Annotated in this window: 13 protein-coding genes; 1 reads left to right on the top strand and 12 read right to left on the bottom strand. The window is 43.9% G+C overall.

Annotation, left to right across the window (positions count from 1 at the left end; translation table 11 throughout):
* The first annotated feature begins 184 nt into the window (after positions 1 to 184).
* Positions 185 to 3,424 (top strand): InlB B-repeat-containing protein, encoded by a 3,240-nt coding sequence (locus ACJV45_RS01205; RefSeq protein ID WP_419397471.1) that lies wholly within the window; start codon positions 185 to 187, stop codon positions 3,422 to 3,424.
* Positions 3,425 to 3,570: 146 nt separating this feature from the next.
* Here the strand turns inward: ACJV45_RS01205 and ACJV45_RS01200 are convergent, their stop codons facing one another.
* From ACJV45_RS01200 to ACJV45_RS01145, 12 genes are all read right to left on the bottom strand, one after another.
* The gene (locus ACJV45_RS01200) at positions 3,571 to 4,203 is read right to left on the bottom strand and encodes an FMN-binding protein (protein WP_419397470.1); all 633 of its coding nucleotides are present in this window, start codon (positions 4,201 to 4,203) and stop codon (positions 3,571 to 3,573) included.
* A 40-nt stretch (positions 4,204 to 4,243) separates the two neighbouring features.
* Positions 4,244 to 5,089, bottom strand: coding sequence for an ABC transporter ATP-binding protein (locus ACJV45_RS01195; RefSeq protein WP_419397469.1), 846 nt, complete (start codon positions 5,087 to 5,089; stop codon positions 4,244 to 4,246).
* 72 nt (positions 5,090 to 5,161) lie between these two features.
* On the bottom strand, positions 5,162 to 6,451 hold the full coding sequence (locus ACJV45_RS01190; RefSeq protein WP_419397468.1) for an ABC transporter permease: 1,290 nt from the start codon (positions 6,449 to 6,451) through the stop codon (positions 5,162 to 5,164).
* A complete protein-coding gene (locus ACJV45_RS01185) occupies positions 6,441 to 7,847 on the bottom strand; it encodes an ABC transporter permease (protein ID WP_004122750.1) in 1,407 nt (468 codons plus the stop codon). Before ACJV45_RS01185 ends, ACJV45_RS01190 begins: the two co-directional genes overlap by 11 nt.
* A 12-nt stretch (positions 7,848 to 7,859) precedes the next feature.
* Complete coding sequence (locus ACJV45_RS01180; protein ID WP_419397467.1) at positions 7,860 to 9,131, bottom strand: Fe-S-containing protein; 1,272 nt, start codon at positions 9,129 to 9,131, stop codon at positions 7,860 to 7,862.
* Positions 9,132 to 9,252: 121 nt separating this feature from the next.
* Positions 9,253 to 9,885 (bottom strand): iron transporter, encoded by a 633-nt coding sequence (locus tag ACJV45_RS01175; RefSeq protein ID WP_004124412.1) that lies wholly within the window; start codon positions 9,883 to 9,885, stop codon positions 9,253 to 9,255.
* Between the two features lie 72 nt (positions 9,886 to 9,957).
* Entirely contained in the window at positions 9,958 to 11,694 is a 1,737-nt protein-coding gene (locus tag ACJV45_RS01170) for an FTR1 family iron permease (RefSeq protein ID WP_415690492.1), read from the bottom strand.
* A gap of 264 nt (positions 11,695 to 11,958) precedes the next feature.
* Positions 11,959 to 12,963: an FAD:protein FMN transferase gene (locus tag ACJV45_RS01165; RefSeq protein ID WP_415690493.1), complete on the bottom strand. Its 1,005-nt coding sequence runs from the start codon at positions 12,961 to 12,963 to the stop codon at positions 11,959 to 11,961.
* Between the two features lie 858 nt (positions 12,964 to 13,821).
* The gene (locus ACJV45_RS01160) at positions 13,822 to 15,183 is read right to left on the bottom strand and encodes a hypothetical protein (RefSeq protein WP_419397466.1); all 1,362 of its coding nucleotides are present in this window, start codon (positions 15,181 to 15,183) and stop codon (positions 13,822 to 13,824) included.
* A 723-nt stretch (positions 15,184 to 15,906) separates the two neighbouring features.
* Positions 15,907 to 16,221: a F0F1 ATP synthase subunit epsilon gene (locus ACJV45_RS01155; protein WP_004120485.1), complete on the bottom strand. Its 315-nt coding sequence runs from the start codon at positions 16,219 to 16,221 to the stop codon at positions 15,907 to 15,909.
* A 2-nt stretch (positions 16,222 to 16,223) separates the two neighbouring features.
* Positions 16,224 to 17,711, bottom strand: coding sequence for a F0F1 ATP synthase subunit beta (atpD, locus tag ACJV45_RS01150; RefSeq protein WP_004120484.1), 1,488 nt, complete (start codon positions 17,709 to 17,711; stop codon positions 16,224 to 16,226).
* Positions 17,712 to 17,717: 6 nt separating this feature from the next.
* Positions 17,718 to 18,722, bottom strand: coding sequence for a F0F1 ATP synthase subunit gamma (locus tag ACJV45_RS01145; protein ID WP_009993535.1), 1,005 nt, complete (start codon positions 18,720 to 18,722; stop codon positions 17,718 to 17,720).
* Positions 18,723 to 18,725: the final 3 nt, after the last annotated feature.

The raw sequence follows: 18,725 nt of genomic DNA, 5'->3' as shown, positions 1-18,725 counted from the left end.
CTGTATTAATACGATGCATTAACTAGCGCCCAACTTCAGCGGACAATATGGAGCTAACAATGAGAAGAAATAATAAATATAAAGGCATGCGCATACTTACTGCTTCAACTATCATTGCAGCAATGTCGCTACTTTCTGTATATCCAATAAGTGCATTAGCTATTACCCCCCCCCATCAACAGAAGTGACCGTAACTAACCCAGCTCCAAAAACACAACTTGTTGTAGATGGCACAAACGGATCAGACACAAACGATGGATCTGAAAGTAAGCCATTAAAAACTATTCAAAAAGCTCTTGAAAAAACTGCACAAAAACCTGCAAATATTACCATTAAAGGCAATTTTTCACTTAATACACCTGTAGAAATTCCACAAGACATTACACTTTCTATCGATAAATCCGGCGCCACAATAACAGGCTCAAATAATACCAACGATGGAATCACGCTGAAATCTGGTTCCACACTTCGCGGTGACGGCGAATTGAAAATGACTGCATTTAAGGTAGCTCTTACAGCGGAAAAAGGCTCTCTTATTACAGATGGCACATACACTTTCAAAGATAACGCAGTAGAAGACAGTCACGGAATTTACCTTGCGGGAACAGTAAAAGGCACAAGCAAAGATAAATTAAAAATTACTGCTGATGACAAATGTAATACAGGTTTTTATGCTGATGGTATTACTTTCGAAAATGCTACTATTAACGTTAAATCACAAATTCGCACATGGTTTGACGCATATGATTTAACTTTGAAAAATTCTTCACTTACTGTAGCAGGCTTCGGAATGTCATACTATGTAAACAAATTAAACATGGACAATTCGGAGTTTGTGATTAATAAAATTGGTTGGAGACACTCAACTGGTTTAACAATTCAAGGCGACTCAACTGTTACCAATAATTCACGAATTGTTGCTAATGCAGGATCTACTGCAGGCATTTCCGTTGGAATATCAAATGGAAAATTAGCCGTTACCAACTCTACTCTTGAATTTAATAATGGTGGCGCTGGCGGGTTAAATGTAAATAGCGGAAAAGTAATTCTCACCAATTCTACAATCAAAGGTGATGGAAAAAATAGTGGAGCGCTTTTTGGAGCTCAAAACAGTGGATCTATTGAACTTAAGGGAGACTGCTTAATAGATAGTCCAGCAAGTAAAAATGCAGACGGTGGAGCTGGAACAGGAAATAACTATGTTGTGACTGGAGGCTCACACATGGTTACATATGCTCCTGGATATCACAGCAACAAGGGAAGCACTGTTCCTGTAAACGGTGAAGAAAACGGTAACGAAAAGCTAAGTCTCTTTACTCTTGCTGATAGTTCTGTGAATGAGATAAAACCAATTAACAAAAAAGGAAATACCTACATATACTCAGTTAATAAAGCTTCTAAAGATAACGAAAAGCACGTATGGGTTCCAGCAGCAAAAGTGACATTTGAGCTCAATGATACAAAAGCTGAGGATTCTAAAAAAGCTAAAGGAGCTATATTCTCTGACTCTTCAACTAAAGCAAAAGAATCCCTTGCTATACGCGGTTACGCATTAAACTTTGCAAAAACAGTGGCAGGAGGAAGTACTGAAGTACCAGCAAATCCAATTGCTCCTGGATATAAGTTCCTCGGGTGGTTCTGCAAAAACGCTCAGCATAGCGAGCAAAAATTTACTGAAAAAATGATAATTAAAAGCGACACAACAGTGTACGCAAAGTGGGAAAAAGATTCCTCATCTTATGCTGTTCGCTACCATAATTGTGCTCAAGATGATGCAACATACCTTGTTAGTGAAACTAATTCAAAACGCACTAGCAAAGTTCTTTCATTCGGAGAAGTTATTAAGAATAATGCAAAATTTGCCCGCAAAGGAATGGTCTTCAAGGGTTGGACCACAGAGAAAAACGGTAAAGGAAAGACCGTAAAAGAAGGTAGCAATATTTCTATATTAAAGGGTAAAAACTTAATTGACTTATATGCGAATTGGGAAGAAAAAGAATTTACAGTAAAATTCTCTGCAAATGGCGGAACTTTCTCCGATAGCAGTATCTTTAAGACAAATAAAAAAGTATTTGAGATTAAAAAAGATAAGCGCGGCGGAGAAGTTGCCGTTGTGAAGAAAACAGCAAAATTTAGTGAAAACAAGACGCTAATCAATCTTATGAAAAGCTTGGATGATAATGTCAATATAGACACTCCTGGCATTAGCGGCAAAGCAGCTTCTGATTCAGACACAAATTATACGAAACTTGCTACGCGCAAATACTATAATTTAATAAATGAGAAAAAAGAAAACTCATTCTTTGGGTATGTGTATAGCACAGATTATTACTACTGGTTCAAAGACAAGAATGGAACTGAAAAAGCTAGTATTGATGACAATTTACGAGTGAACGATGATCTTACCTTCTACCTTAAGTGGAAGATTAATCCAAACGTTGAACAAATACAACAGGAGGATATTAATCTTCCTGCAGATTTATTAACTGGCGATAACACAGCAACTACAGCGTATAAAGTTACTCCAGGACAAACTATTGATTTCACTGGCACAATCACAGCTTCAGTAGTAAAAGAACAAATGAAGACGATAGAAAATACTTTTAAAACAGTGAAAAAGGAGAATTATAGCAATATTACTCTCAGCGATATGACATCTTCGTTCATGGCAACATTTACCATTCCAGACGGTTTAACGCTGCCTGACAATATCACAAAAGATACACTTAAGCTCGATGGGTTCTCAGATACTTTTGCTATCCAGGATGTGCAAGTTAAAGACAAGACTGTAACAGTCACTATTAATTTGAAATCTGGCATTACGACGTATGCAGCATTGCAGACAGCAGTACAAACAAATCTTGGCGACGCAATGAAAATCACTATTACAGGAATAAAGATAAACCAAGATTTCTCCGGAAAAGCTACAATTGTTGGAACAGTGACAGGCTACTTCCACGCAGCTGCAACGTTTAATGGAAAAACGAAATTATTTGACTTTACTTGGAATGGCTCACAGACAAACGACGGGAAGAACTCTGACGCAACAGCAAGTGCTAATGATATTTCTCTCACCGTAGAATATGATCCACAAACTCCTCCAACGCCACCTACGCCACCTACACCACCAACGCCTGTTCCTGAACCAACGCCTGTTCCTGAACCAACGCCTGTTCCTGAACCAACACCTGTTCCAGAACCGACACCGTGGCCAAAGCATAAGCCGACTCCAGAAAAAACACAAAACCCTACGACACTACCAAAAGAAAATCCAAATAATAAAATCGTAGAAAAACGCAAAAATGGGAATAACCAACTTCCAAAAACAGGAAGCTCGATATTACTAACTGCTTTTTCTGCAATTTTAACGTTTGGACTTGCTGGAGTCATAGCACAATTAAAGCGCATAAAAATAAATAAGTAATAATTTCATAAGAAAAACAAACAAAATAGGGGCTAGTATTGCAAATAACTGCACTACTAGCCCCTATTAATTACATGCAAATATTCAACAATATAATCACGATTATTATAATCACGATTATATTAATAAAGTAAGGTGGTTCAAGATTATTGCGCGGATGCGATTGAAGCCTCTTGGCGAGCAACGTCAAGCGCTTTGTTGAAGGCATCACTAGTCCAACTTGCTCCAGCAACAACCGAAATATGCAAATCTTTTAACGGTTTTCCAACGATTTTTCCTGGAATAGCCTCACTAAAAGCGCTCATGTGTTTTTTGGAGATTGGCGTAAACGGATGAGACGTTATTTGCACACTGCTAATATTTCCATTTGTAACGCTTAAATTCACATCAATGCTATCTTCTGCAACTGGCCCATACTTAGCTTTGATTTTGTAATCGCCATCTTTGTAATTGCCAGTGTCTGTTTTAGGAGAATTTTGCTGATTCTGCTGATTTTGCTGATTCTGCGAATCCTCACTTTGCGCGGAAGCATGCGATTGTTTAGCGCCAGAATCATAAGATTTCGAAGCATTGCCACTATCGTTTTCGCTTTGACCAGAGTTTCCTGCAAACTCATCGTTCATCGGCACAGCACTCGGCTCGCCGCAAGATGCAAGAAGCGCACTTGAGCTAGCTAAAACCGCAATCGCAGCAACCGTTTTTGCAATTTTTTTAGACTTCAAATCATCACGCAAATTGTTGCAGTGTGAAACATTGTGAAACATATTGTCTAAAATCATAAGTCATCGCCTTTAAATCTTAAATTAAAACTATACGCAACTAATCATTTAAATTCGCTAATTTAGGCGACTTAGTAGGCTCATGATTTTGCAAAGATTGCGCAACGCTTTCATCAACATGTGCACTCGTAAACGCAGGCTTGCCACCAATCGCCTCGTACTCTTTGCGCGCAACCTCATTATTCCAACGCTCCCCAACAAGCACACCGTGGTTGAGCATAATTTCACGATCCGCGCATTGAGCAACCAAAGAATCGTGCGTTACAACAATAATCGTAGTGCCCTGGGAATGAAGCTGCTTAAACAAGTCGAGTACAATCTGCTCATTCTTTTCGTCCAAATTACCAGTCGGCTCGTCCGCAAGAAGTAACTTCGGGCAGTTAATAAGAGCACGCGCAACGCACACGCGCTGCTGCTCACCGCCAGAAAGCTGGCTTGGTAAATGATGCGCACGGTCCTTTAATCCCACGCGTTCCAAGGCTTCCATTGCTTGCGATTCATCTACAACTGAATGATAGTATTGCGCAACCATCACGTTTTCTACGGCTGTTAAATGTGGCACAAGATAAAACTTTTGAAACACAAGACCGATTACGTTTTTGCGAACGTCTGCAAGCTGGCCCGCGTTCAAATCCTCGAGTTTGCGGCCTTGCAAAGCAACAGAGCCTTTAGACGGCGAATCCATGCACCCAATAATGTTCATTAGCGTAGTTTTGCCAGAGCCGCTCGAGCCAACAATCGAAAGCCACTCGCCTTGCGGCACAGTAAGCGACAAATCGTCAACAGCGCGAAGAGAGCCGTAAATCTTGGAAACGTGGTCCAAAGTCAACAGCATTTCTGGCTTGGAATCTGTATTTTCCTGCCTATTTTCTACATTCTCTGCCATATTAAATCCTTAAAAATCCTTAACTAAACATTCTAAAAACATTCTAAAATCACTCCAAAAACACTATAAAAGCTATTCTTCTCGAAGCACAATCGCAGGGTCGATTTTTGAAGCGCGCAAAACAGGCGGCAACGCAGCAACGCAAGACGCTGCAACGCTAAACACAATAGAAAACGCCACCAGCCACCAATTCACGCTCAAATCTCTAGAAAACACCATTGACGCAAGCAAGCGCGCAAAACCATACCCTACTGCTGTACCAGCGATTCCGCCAATAAAGCCATAAAGCCCAGATTCCGCAGTGAATTCAATGCCAATGCTCTTAGCACTCGCACCCAAAGCTTTGCGCAAGCCAATCTCATTTCGGCGCTGCTGCACAATCGAAGAAATCGTAGTACTTACGCCAACCATCATCAACGCAAGAACAACCAGCGAAACAATCCAAAATAGGCTGCGAAGCATAGCAATAATTCCAGTATCTGCCGCTGTAACTTTAGTAACTTGTTGCGCACGAACACGCATAGAAGTCATATCGTTAATGCTGCGCACAACAGCATCTACGCTCGGCGCAGAAGACGAGTAAGCAATCACGTCCGCACCGCGCTTAACGCCTGTAAGCGCGCGCAAATCCGCGTTAGTTGCGTAAAGCATGGAATCTTCGGCGTCTCCCGTGTCTAGAATGCCGCAAACGCGGAAAGTTGTGCCGTGAGTATCCATAATATCTGTGGAAACTCTGCCTTCAACAAGCTTATTTTGAGAGGACTTTTCCGTTTGATTATCTGCTTGATTATCTTGCGACTTATCTTGCGACTTTTGCGCAGGCTTATGCGAATCCGAGGAATTATCGCCAGCGCGATACGCGATTGCAATGCGCGAACCAATCTTCAAGCCCATAGCAAGAGACACATCTCGCCCAACCATAACGTTTCCACTGCTAGGCCAAGCGCCGTCCACATTCCAATGCTTGTTAAGCGACTTAACAGCAGAAACATCTACTCCAGCAAGCACGTACGGAGCTGCATTAATGCGCACATTTTCGTAACGGTACGTAGCAGATCGCATAGCGCCTTTTGCAAGAACCATGTCGTTAGTGTGCAAAACCATTGCGCGATCAATGCCATTTTTCCACTCGCCTGCAATAGGCGTCACAATAATATTCGCTCCATATGCGCGCATTTCGTCACTCATTTGTTGAGGAACAACAATGCAAATTGCAGCCAAACAAAACAGCGTAGCAGCACCAACAAGAGTGGCAACTACTGCCATAAGCGCACGCGACTTTCGGCGAAAAACCGCGCCAAAAAGCATAGTTGCAAACATTGCGCTATTAGAAGTCATACCCGAACCAGATTTAACGCCCATGAAGCACCTCCGCAGGACGCACATGCAAAATAGAGCGAATAGAAGAGCCAGCGGCAGCAAGAACAGTAATCGCAAGAAGCACAAACACCAGCACAAACACCATTGGTCGAAGCGAAATCGCAGAACCAAACACGCCAAATCCAATCACTTGCGCAACTCCAAAGCCTGCAATCATGCCAATAAGCGCACCAACGCACGCAATAACCGCTGTTTCCATAAGCATTAGCCTCGCAACAGCGCCATCGCGCGCACCCAGCGCCTTGAGCAGCGCAAGCTCCCCCGAGCGCTCCGAAATCGCAGCCGCCATAAGATTTGCAACCGCAACAGCCGCCGCAACCAAGCTAAGCGCCGTCATAAGCACCATCACAGCGCGCGTCTTGTTAAGCACGCTGCCTTGCATAGCCGAAACTTGCCGCACTTGCTTTGCAACAGCTCCTGGAATCACTTCTTCAATCTGGTAAGTAATCGAGCTTGGGTAAGCCGTGCAATACCAAGTCTCCCACTCTTCTTGGCTAAGAGCCGCTGGATTCTTAGCTGCTTTACGCGCTAAATCGTTTTCTGGCGTAGTCAATGCTTTAACTTCAATCGCCTCAACCATATTTGGCTTATTTGCAAGGCTTTGAGCTTCGCTAGAATCCGCGTAAATCGCGTTATTGTCGCTATCTCCAGAATCGTAGATGCCAACAATTTTAAGTGACATTTGTCTGCCAGAGCGTGTTAGTTTTATTCGCTGACCAACTTTTAGATTATGACTTTTAGCAAGATTTGTGCCAACAGCGGCTTCACGCTTAAAATCTCGTGGGAATCTGCCTTCAATCATCTTCCACCAAGACCGCATTCCTTGCACACCAACAACTGTTGTCTCTCCAGAAGCGAGCGCAAGCTTGCGATTAAACCAAGTGCCAACAATCGGAACTACTGAATTAGCAGATTTATTGGAATTAGCGGAATTAGTAGATTCAGAAGAATTAGTAGATTCAGCGGAAGAATTTGCTTTAAGATTTGCGTAAATCGTTAGTTTTGGCGCAAAATTTGTTATGTTAAAAGCCCAAAAAATCATTTTGATTTTTGCAGCATCCGATTCCTTCAAAAAAGCGGTAGATTCTTGACTTTCCGCATCAGCCAAAGTTTGCGAAGATTGAGAAGATTGCGAATTACTATAAGCCGACTTTGTGCGAGAAGCATACAAGTCGTTCACAACAGCATTCGACTTAGGCTGAACAATAATATTGGATCCGTAAGAGCTAAGCTCCGCGTTAATTTTGTCTCCAACGTCGTAAACAACACTAAGCATTGCCACGCTTACACACGCACTCAAGCACACAACAATCGCTATAAGAACTCGCTTTTTAATCTGCCTTGCAAGAGATCGCGCAACCATTCGAATCATAAACATTTGCAAGCACTCCTACTTAAAGTGCGAGCTAAGCACATCTAAATCGGCTGTGTGAATGGTAATTTTGCCGCCACCAGCCTTGTACGGGAATGGAATCGGGTTGCATCCGCCCTTAAACCCAATAGTCGCCAAGTTTATTGCAACATCGCATTTTCGGCATATTATCTTGCCATCTTTTTCGTAGTAACCTGCATCGCCGCAATTTTCGCAAGCATCCAAGCCCACGCCATACGCTCCACCATTTTTCTTGATGATTATAAAGCGCATAACAGTGCCATCTTTAGCTTTGTATTGGAATCGATGCAAGTGGCCATCGCTAATTTGAACAAAGTTGATTGTTGCTACGCCATCGTGCAACTCATACGGTTCTGGAGGCGTAAGAGTTGGTTTAATATTCATAAGAGATACGCCAGCAGTAAGAGTAAGTATCACTACGATTGCAGCCAAAAGAGCTGCAAGCGCGGACCTTCTAGACTTGCGCTTAAACGCTCGCTTTGCGCGGATTTGTGCAGGATTTTCTCCAACTACAGGCGTCTTAAAACCAATTACAATAGACACAAATGCAGGAATCAAAAACACGCAGATTTGCGCCATAATCATAAGCGGAGCATTGTTTATAAGCCAAACAAGAATGCTGAACGAAAAATCGTCTATATACAGCAAAATACTTCCTTGCATAATTTGCAACAAAGACGTTAAATGCTGAATTAGCAAGATTATCATGCTTAGAATAATTGCGATTTTAAAGGCGATTTTACTGGAGGTTGTGCGCAAAGACCTAACCATAAGACTTATGCAAATCGCAGCAGCCGCGCCAAGAATAAATCCTAGTGCGCGAAGAAGCATATCGGAAGTAAACGGAGGCGTGCTGGAGTCAACGAAAATCGTAAGCTGCAAAATCACGTCTGGGAGCGCGTAAAACACTGTAAACGCTAGGCATAGCGCACTAATTGCATTGCTTATGTGCAAGGGCCGCGGATTTTTGCGCCATTTTGCAACCGTTTTTCCGGATGCAGCAACACAAGCGATTGTTGCAATATCTAACGGAACGGCAATGCAAAGCGCTGGAAGATTCACAAAATTGCGCTGATTAATCACCACGCTTGCGCGCAAGAATGCAAAAACAAGCGCCGCAACTGTTCCAAAAATCAAGCCGAAAAGTCGCCAGCGGGAGCTGATTGGCTTATCTCGCCCCTCGCCAACGCTTAGAGTTGCGCTTAATCCCATTGTAAGCAGCGCAAGAGGGAGCAGCCCTGGAAGTACCGTAACGAACAGCCTGAGCATGTCTCCCTCCTTTACTGTTTACATATTATTTTTGTTTTTTTATTTACTTATTTTTGTTTTTTGATTATGCATTATGCATTATTTATTTGTTGTTTTTATTCACAAACTACCACTGGCAAAACTACCACTGACGTGGAGTGTACTTCCAATCGTCGAATGTAGCAGTAATTGGCTCAGTCCAGAATCGGCCAGTCACGCCCGTAGCAGGATCTACGTGAAGCATCCAGCCCTTCTTTTCTGGCGATTCAACAGAAAGCACCAACTTGTAGTTTCCAGCCTTATCGAGCTTAACATTTGCGCCGTAGTGTGGGCCATCGGAAGCGTTCATTTGCATAAACGTACCCTTTACAACAGCGTCGCCGCTAGCTTTATCAATAATTTGATAATTTACAGTCAAATCTGGAATAAACTCGCCCTTACCGTAGCCAAGCTTTGTGCCTTCCTTGTTTGCGTGAATATCAGCCTCAAGGTGGAAGCTTGCCTCGCTTGCCTTTAAGCCCATGCCTGCTGGAACCATATCGACTGGCTGGAAGTACACGGCGCCAATCGTAAGTGGGCCAATGTTCTGGTCTTGGTTAGGTCCAACTGGAACCTCTTCAAAGCCCTTGTCTCCGCCCTTGTCGTCAGCCTTCTGCTCGGATGCTTGTGGCTTTGACGCAGACTTTGCTGCGTTTCCATTTGCACCGCAACCCGTAAGAGTTAGCATTCCTGCGAGCGCCAAGGCTGCGATTGCAATCATCTTTTTGTTCTTCATATCTAACCTTTTCTGTTAGTTAATTATTTGTTTATTATTGCTTGATTTTTAGTTTTGATTTTTAGTTTTGACTTATCCGCGAACGGTTGCTGGCGACTTGTGTGTGCGCAAAATAGACACGCATAGCAGTGCAATAACCACGATTGCAGCTACAACTTGTGCTGAAATCGTTTCAACGTACGGATAGAATCCAAGCCAATCGTTAGTTGGCAAGCCTTGAATATAAACTCCAGCGATTGCGTCACCCTCTATAAGCGCGTGTACGCCGCCGCCAGCAAAAATCACCACTAGGATGCACATTAGAGCGCTGGTTCCTGTAAAGAATGGGCGAATTGGTATGCGAACGGATGCAAAGCGAATTAGCAGGAAGATTACAACCAAAACAGCGGCTGCAGCCACAAATCCGCCCCAGATCATGGAGTCTGCTCCACTTGATACGGCAAAAATCGCTTGGTAGAAGATTACAGTTTCTGCACCTTCACGAAACACTGCTAGGAAGCTTAACAGTGCTAGAGAAATCAGGCTTCCTTTAGAAACTGCTGCCGTCGTTTGGTTGCGAATATACTCGTTCCAAGCTTGCACAGAAGACCTTGAAATCATCCAATTGCTTGTATACAGCAGCATAAGCATTGCAAACAGTGCTACAACGCCTTCAGTGATTTCTTGCTGCGGGCCAGAGCCGTTAAACAACAATCCAAATAGCGCAGCAACAATAAGCGAAGCTATGATTCCAGCAACAAGCCCCATGTAAATGTACTTAACCATGTGCTTGTGCCCAGATTTAATCAAATATGCAATTATTGCGGCGACAACCAGCAGCGCTTCTAATCCTTCACGTAGCAAAATTATAAAAGCCTGTCCAAAGGAGCTCGTTATAAATTGCATGAACGGATTGGAGTTAGACGTCGCTCCTCCGTCTAGTTTTGCCGCATCTTCAACAAGCATTGATTTAAGATCGGTCACGAACTTTTTTGTTTGCTCAAATGTTTTGCCATTGTTCATAGCCTGTCTGCACTCTTTGAACTGGTATTCAACAGTGCTTACTCTGCTTCCGCTTATTGCGTTCATCACATTCTTCTCAAAACCGAGCTTTTCGTAATATTGGTAATAGGCTTCGTTCACTAAATCAACAGCTTTGGCAACTTCTTGCTTGTTTCCTTTTGCTGCTTTGTACGTTGATGCAGATTTATCTAGTATAACGTTCATTTCTCGCGCTACTTGGCTCCAAGTTCTGCCGTTTCGCCCAAGATTTTTCTTTTTTGCTGCGTCGAGCTTTTTACGCTCTTTTGCGATTTGCGCGCGCAACTTGGCTGCATAAACATTCGGCTTATCTAGACTTGCGTTTGCGTCTAATTGAGATGCACTTTGCGCAACGTCTGCTTCTAGCGCAGATGCCACTTCACTAATCCGTGCGCTTTGATTTTGTTGATATACCAAAGTTTGCAGTTGCTGGAACTGGTCACTTTGCGACTGCACTTTATCTTGCCCAATTGTGTCTCGAACAACGGTTATGAAATTGGATGCTACGTATACTGAGTTGTATGCAGCTTGGAATCTGGTTGCAGCTCCTGCCATATTTGCACTATTGTATTCGTTTTTACCTTGTTCTATTTGGCTTGTAACTGCTGAAGAAACATCTGACCAACTGTTGTAGGTTTTGTCAGCGTCAGTTGCGTAGGCTATGGTTGGCTCGCCAACTAATCCTACTAATCCGACTACTCCCATTGCGCAACTTATTAAAATGCATATTGACAACAAAAATGCCGATGCGCTCGCAACTTTCTGGCGCGCTTTTGCACACTCGCGCATAATGTCTCCATATCTCCTTTGGCTCTATCCCCCCATTGAGCGCACACAATTTTTTCTATTTTCGTTTAGTTTTAATCGTTCAAATTTTTTGGCGGCTTTTGCACGGTTTTTATTCCCGTTTTTATTCTGTTTAAAGTCGCTTCGCAAGTAACCCCATGAACATAATATCGATATATCAGGTAGATTGATATAGTTCGGCGCAAAAAAACTCGCAAATATTACAAAATGATATTGATAATGATAATTATCTTTGAGCAATCAGCATTAGTCAGCAAAAAAGCGCGCTGGGAAGGCGGCCGTTTTGCGAAGCACATGATTTGGCTGCATTACAGCAAACTCAGCGCCAACATTTTGCACGATTTTTTGCAAATAGTTTTCTTGCGATACAAACAACGCACTTGCAATCGCGTCGGCATAAGCCGTTGGAAAATCGCAAGTTTTGCTAGGCGCATACGCCCAACTTGCACATAAATCGCAAGCAGGAATGCCGTCAAGCGCATTAATTAAGTGAGTCGCAATTAAATTAGACTCAAAGCCATTTGCGTCTTTTACTTTCCAACGCCTTCTTGCACTAGACGAAGCACACAGCGCCCCGCTTGCGATTGACGCCACTCCAACTGCTTTAGTTGTGTCAAAAGGATTTTCCAGAGCCACTTTTATTTGACTATTCTCTTTGCTAAAGCAAGCGCGCATATCGCCACCAGCGTTTACCAAAAAATCAAAATCCGCATGAAGCTCCTCACCAAGCTCCTCTTTAATAATCTGCGTTACAAGATCCACAAAATAGCCTTTTCCAGCTGCACCAAAATCAAGCTGCACTGGCTGATTTGTGCAAAGCGTTGTGCCGCCGCTATCTCGCGAAATATCTGCCCACGTAACTGGCAAAGCGCTGCGGTAATCAGCCCAGCTGTCACTATCATCACTCGCGCTAGCTGCCGACTCTGGAACGAATTGCACAGAATTATCGTATCCAAGTGCAAGCAAATCCGCGCCAATACAAGCGTCGAAAGCTCCGCGAGTGGCAGCGTAAAACTCGCTATAAAGAGCAAAAAGCGGCTGCACCCACGTTGGAAACTCAAACTCGCCGCCATGCTCCACACGAGCCATGCGCGAAACAAGCGAATCTGCACGAAAGCGCGAAAGCACCGATTCGTACTCGTCAACAAAAGCGCGAATCCGCTGCTCAACTCGCTGCGCAATCGGCACGCTGCTAGAGATAATAGTCCCCGTTCCAAGCGCGCGCTCAATCGCCATTACATTCCTAAACATCGCTTTCCTCACTCCCAATACCAAACACTCTATCAATCATCAAAAACCGCAACAATATCCCCCCAAAAGCCACAAAATAGCAAAATGTCGTCATAGTTTACAGAAAGCCATGTTCTATACCGACATTTTGGCAAAATGAAGGTATAGCGTGCAAAAAATACTCATCTATACCTACATTTTTGCAAAAACGCGCTATAGAAACATAGGCAGCATCTGCAACATCACACCGCTTGTTTCGGCGTAGACAACGCAGCAGTGGCATGCACGCATAAAGAAAAGGGTCTTCGAGATTAAAGCGTAGCGCGAGAAGTCACCTAGATTCGCTGAGCCGCTCAAACGTAAAGTCCAGTGGACTTTACGTGCAGCGAAGACGTGAGCGCGCTGTAACGCGCGAGCGATTTCCCCGCGTTTGTTTACGTATTTGACGATCTTGGGAACAAACGCAGGATAAAAGAAACAAAAGCATGAACACTTTCCCGAGATTGTTCCCTTTTTGACACATTTGGTAAACAAAAGCAGGAACACTTTCCCGCGTTTGTTTACGTATTTGGCGATTTTGGGAACAAATGCGGGATAAAAGAAACGAAAATACTACATAAAACACACAAAACATAAAAAGGGTTTGTTAGAAGTAATCTAACAAACCCTTAAAACCAGAAGGAAGAATCCCGTCCCTAGCGGGAAACAACCAACCAGCAACAAGCATCAAGCACAATCAAACAGCAACCCAAACTCCATATGGTAAGAAAAGGAAATTTTCGGCAAACCACACGAAACCCAAGCCACTATTTGAAAGCTTGTGATACGCGTGAAGAAAAAACAACACGCGTATCACACGCTCAACGCAAACCTTTTAACTTAGTGACGCATCTTGCGAACAGCAGCACCCATACCAGCAAGCATAGAAGCAGCCAAAGCAGTCAAAGCAACACCAACACCAGCATTACCAAGCTTCTCGCCAGCCTTACCATGACCATTGCCACCCTTGGCGCCCATACCAGCAAGCTCACCCTTAGCAGCAGCGGCCTTATTACCAGCGGCAGCAGCAGGAGCAGCCTGAGCCTTAGCCTCAGCCTTAGCTTCAACCTTCTTAGCCTCAGCCTTAGCAGCAGCAGGAGCAGCAGGGAAATCAGTAGAAACTGGGTTCAAAGTGTTAGGATCAGCAAAGCCCTTAACAGCAGAAGCCTCAACCTCAACAGCCTTATTATAAGCAGAACGATAATTCACAAGAGCAGCATTATAAGCAGCAGCAGCAAGCAAAGCCTTACCACTCTTCTCGCCGAAATCCTTCTCAGCATTGGCATACTCATGAGTCCTATAAGCATTAGCCTTAGACTGAGCAGCCTTCAAATCAATAACAGCAGCCTTGTAAGCATCAGTATCAGTCTTACCAGCCACACGAAGAGCCTCTTCACGATCAGCAGCAGACTTCACCTGAGCATCAAAAGCAGCCATCTGAGTCTTAGCAGCCTCAAAACCAGCCTTAGACTTAACAAACTTCTCCTGAGCATCCTTATTAGTAGCATCAGCCTCAGCCAACACAACCTGAGTACGCATCAACTCAGCAGAAGCAGCAGACTTAGTTGGATCAGCAGTCTGAACAGGTGGATTGACAGGAGTATTCTTATCATCCTTCTTAGGAGTTACTTTCTTGCCCTCAAGCTTAGCTAAAGCAGCTTTAGCCTCAGTCAAGGTTGCTTTAGCTTCTTCTAAAGTAACCTTGACACTAAAGACAGCAGACTTAATACCACTAACTTTAGTGTTAACGGCGTCATAATCCGCAAAATCTGTACTACTGTTAAGGTCTTCTTTTGCCTTTTTCAAAGCTTCTTGCAAAGCCTTATCAGCAGCATCCTTAGCCTCATCAATCTTCTTTTTTTGATTTGCGGAATAATTATCCTTTGTATCAGCTGCAGTAGTCTTATCCTGCTCAGCCTTAGCCTTGTCAGCATCATCCTTAGCAGCCTTAACATTAGCTAAAACGACTTCAGCATTATTAGCAGCTTCTTGAGCTTCTTCAAGAGCGACAGTATCTTTAGTTACCTCACGCTCAGCCTTTACTACCTTATCCTTTGCTTCCTTGAGTTTAGCAGGATCAACCTTAGTATCAGCAGTTTTAGCATCAGTACCCTCAGCAGCGAATGCTGGGGTTGCCATTGCGAAGCCGGCAAGCAAAGTAGCGCCAGCAGCGAAAGCGGCGATAGCCTTCTTATTCATCATTTTAATTTCCTTTCTTCTTCTCCTCTGCGTTAGTGGCGCAGAGAAAAATTTGCTCCACAATCCACAACACGTGAATAGTGGTTTAAACACCAGCCAAAACTAGGAGCAGCTGGCGTTTGCTTATTAACATACCCCCCCCCCGTTTAAAAAAGTCAAGAGGCAACCACACAAAACAAACAGAAAAAAATAATGTTACACACAAACTAATCCACGATAAAAACTATTTTCACAATAATATTTGTGGATTAACACTAATAAAACCGTAAAAACACATTGTTTCAAGGTTTTTAAAGAATTTTCCCAGACTTTTCTCAGGAAACTACTCAGGCAAGAACACTAACACTATAAAACCATTGAAAAATCAACATTCCACACAACCCACACACGCAACACGCCGACACCACACCAACAACCACACCCAATTAACTTCCCGCGTTTGTTCCCTTTTTGACCCATTTGGTAAACAAAAGCAGGAACACTTCCACGCGTTTGTTTACGTATTTGGCAATTTTGGAAACAAAAGCGGGATAAAAGAAACAAAAGCGGGAACACTTGCCCGAGATTGTTTACGTATTTCGCGATTTTGGGAACAAACGCGGGATAAAAGAAACAAAAACAGGATAAAAGAAACAAAAAAGCAGGAGCCGCGATAAATAATCGCAAACTCCTGCTTATCGAGCGTACCTTATTACAAAAGTCAGCCTTAGATTAACTTAGATCACATTAAATCACTTTAGCGTTAGGCAACACATTGCCGTCTTTATCAACGTTACAACTGTGCTCAACAGCAATAGTAATATTGTCTGAGTCAACAGAAAAGAATCCGTCAGTCACCTTAAAAACATGACGAACGCCCTTCAAATCGTCAACCTTCACAAAACCGTGATCAATCAACGCAAGCACAGCCTCATGCCCAGGAAGAACACCCATTGTGCCATTCACAGAAGGAATAACCACAAACTTGGCATCGCCTTCCCAAACAGGATGCCTGGCTGCAACCACACTAACGTGCAGCGTTTTCACTTGCTTTTCTGCCATAATCACGCACCAAACTCTTGCTTCATATCGTGCCAACGACGCTCAAGATCGTCGATACCACCAATGCCAGAGAACGCCTGCTCAGGAATCTCATCGTAAGTACCATTGCAAATTCGCGTAAACGCCTCAATGGTCTCATCAGCTGGAACATAAGAACCTGGACGACCAGTGAACTTTTCAGCCACATAGAAGTTCTGACCAAGGAACTGTTCAATCTTACGAGCACGGCTCACAGTGGTCTTATCTTCCTCACCAAGCTCATCAATACCAATCAAAGCAATGATGTCCTGAAGCTCCTTATTACGCTGCAAAATAGCCTTCACACGATTAGCACAATCATAGTGAGCCTGACCAACATAACGCGGATCAAGAATTCGCGAAGTAGAAGTCAAAGGATCCACAGCTGGGTAAATACCCTTAGCCGCAATATCACGCGAAAGCTCAGTAGTAGCGTCCAAGTGCGTAAATGTTGTTGCAGGTGCAGGATCGGTGTAATCATCTGCAGGCACGTAAATAGCCTGAAGCGACGTAATAGAATGACCGCGCGTAGAAGTAATACGCTCCTGCAACGCACCCATTTCATCCGCCAAGTTTGGCTGATAACCAACTGCAGAAGGCATACGACCAAGCAAAGTGGAAACCTCAGAACCTGCCTGAGTAAAGCGGAAGATGTTGTCGATAAACAGCAACACGTCCTGATTCTGAACATCACGGAAATACTCAGCCATAGTCAAAGCAGTAAGAGGCACGCGAAGACGAGTCCCAGGAGGCTCATCCATCTGACCAAAGACAAGCGCTGTTTTCTCCAAAACGCCAGCCTCAGCCATTTCGCCAATCAAATCGTTACCCTCACGAGTACGTTCGCCAACGCCAGCAAACACAGACACACCACCGTGATTCTGTGCAACGCGCTGAATCATCTCCTGAATCAACACGGTTTTACCAACGCCTGCGCCGCCGAACAGACCAATCTTTCCGCCCTGAACATAAGGCGTAAGCAAATCGATAACCTTAATACCAGTTTCAAACATTTGAGTCTTGGACTCAAGCTGATCGAAAGCAGGTGGGTTGCGGTGAATTGGCCACCTTTCAGTAACCTCAATGTTCTCGCCTGGCTTAGCGTTCAAAATGTTACCAGTTACGTCAAAAACATGACCCTTAGTAATATCGCCAACAGGCACAGAAATTGGTCCACCAGTGTCTCTAACTAAAGCGCCACGGACCAAGCCGTCCGTAGGCTTTAAAGCCACTGCACGCACAGTGGAATCACCAAGATGCTGCTCAACTTCCAATGTGATCTCGTGAACAGTATCTCCCTCCGTATTTCCAACGGTGTTGATATCCACTTTGAGAGCATTGTAAATATCTGGCAGATAGCCGACTGGGAATTCAACGTCAATCACGGAACCCTGAACACGGGTTACGCGACCAGCCGTTGGATCGGCTTCCTTTGCATCTTCTGGAGGTGCTGTGGTCTGATCTTCAGCCATATGCTCCTATTCCTCCTCATTATTCAGCGCATCAGCGCTGCCGATAATCTCGGTAAGTTCTTGTGTGATGGAAGCCTGGCGAGAAGCATTAAGCTTTCTTGTCAAATCCTCCACCAAATTGCGGGCGTTATCTGTAGCCGTATGCATAGCATTCTGTCTACTAGCTGTTTCGGAAGCAGCAGAAGTAAGCAAACATTCGTGTATACGCGATTGAATATACTTTGGCAAAACCGCATCCAACACTTCACCTGGACTTGGCTCAAAGCAATATTCCACAGCGTCCGGATTGCTGCGGCTAACAGCTTCTTCTCGAGCCGAAACCGCACCCGTAGACGAAAGCGAAGCCGAAGGGCCAGAAGCTGCCTCGTAATCTGGACGATGCATAGCAAACTCTTCGCCGTCCTTTAAAGGAACCAGCTCAACTGGAAGCATGCGCAGCGTACGAACCTTCTGCCTCACCATGTTTATAAACTCGGTGAATACAATGTAAAGCTCCGAAACTCCTCCATCTTCTTCTGGAGTCATATACGCATCCATTAAAGTATCGGAAATTCGCTCCGCAATAGTCACATCAGGATGATCAGTAGACCCTTCCCAAGTGCCTGCAACATCGCGATTACGATACTTGTAATAGGTTGCGCCACGGCGACCATACACGTACAGCTCAGCGTGCTTTCCTTCCGCATCCAACTTTGCGAGCAACGCCTCGGTTTCTCGAATAATCGAAGACGTAAACGCGCCAGCCATGCCACGGTCTGAAGTTAACGCCAACACGGCTACGCGATTACCCGAACGCTCTTTACCAAAAATAGGATGCTTAATATTCGCTTCATGATGAGCTACCAACGCCTGCACGGCATCGAAAATTGCGTCGCTATAAGGCTTAGCATTTAGAGCGATATCACGCGCTTTTGCTATATGAGAAGACGCAATCATTTCCTGAGCCTTAAAGATTTTACCTAAAGACTGTGTGGAAATAATTCTCGATTTCAATGCAAGTTGGGAGGACATACG

Origin of the sequence: Gardnerella lacydonensis, from assembly GCF_048545055.1 — a bacterium.
Classification (GTDB): domain Bacteria; phylum Actinomycetota; class Actinomycetes; order Actinomycetales; family Bifidobacteriaceae; genus Bifidobacterium; species Bifidobacterium vaginale_C.
The sequence above is the reverse complement of the archived record's forward strand: the minus strand, read 5'-3'. Positions and strand labels throughout refer to the sequence as shown.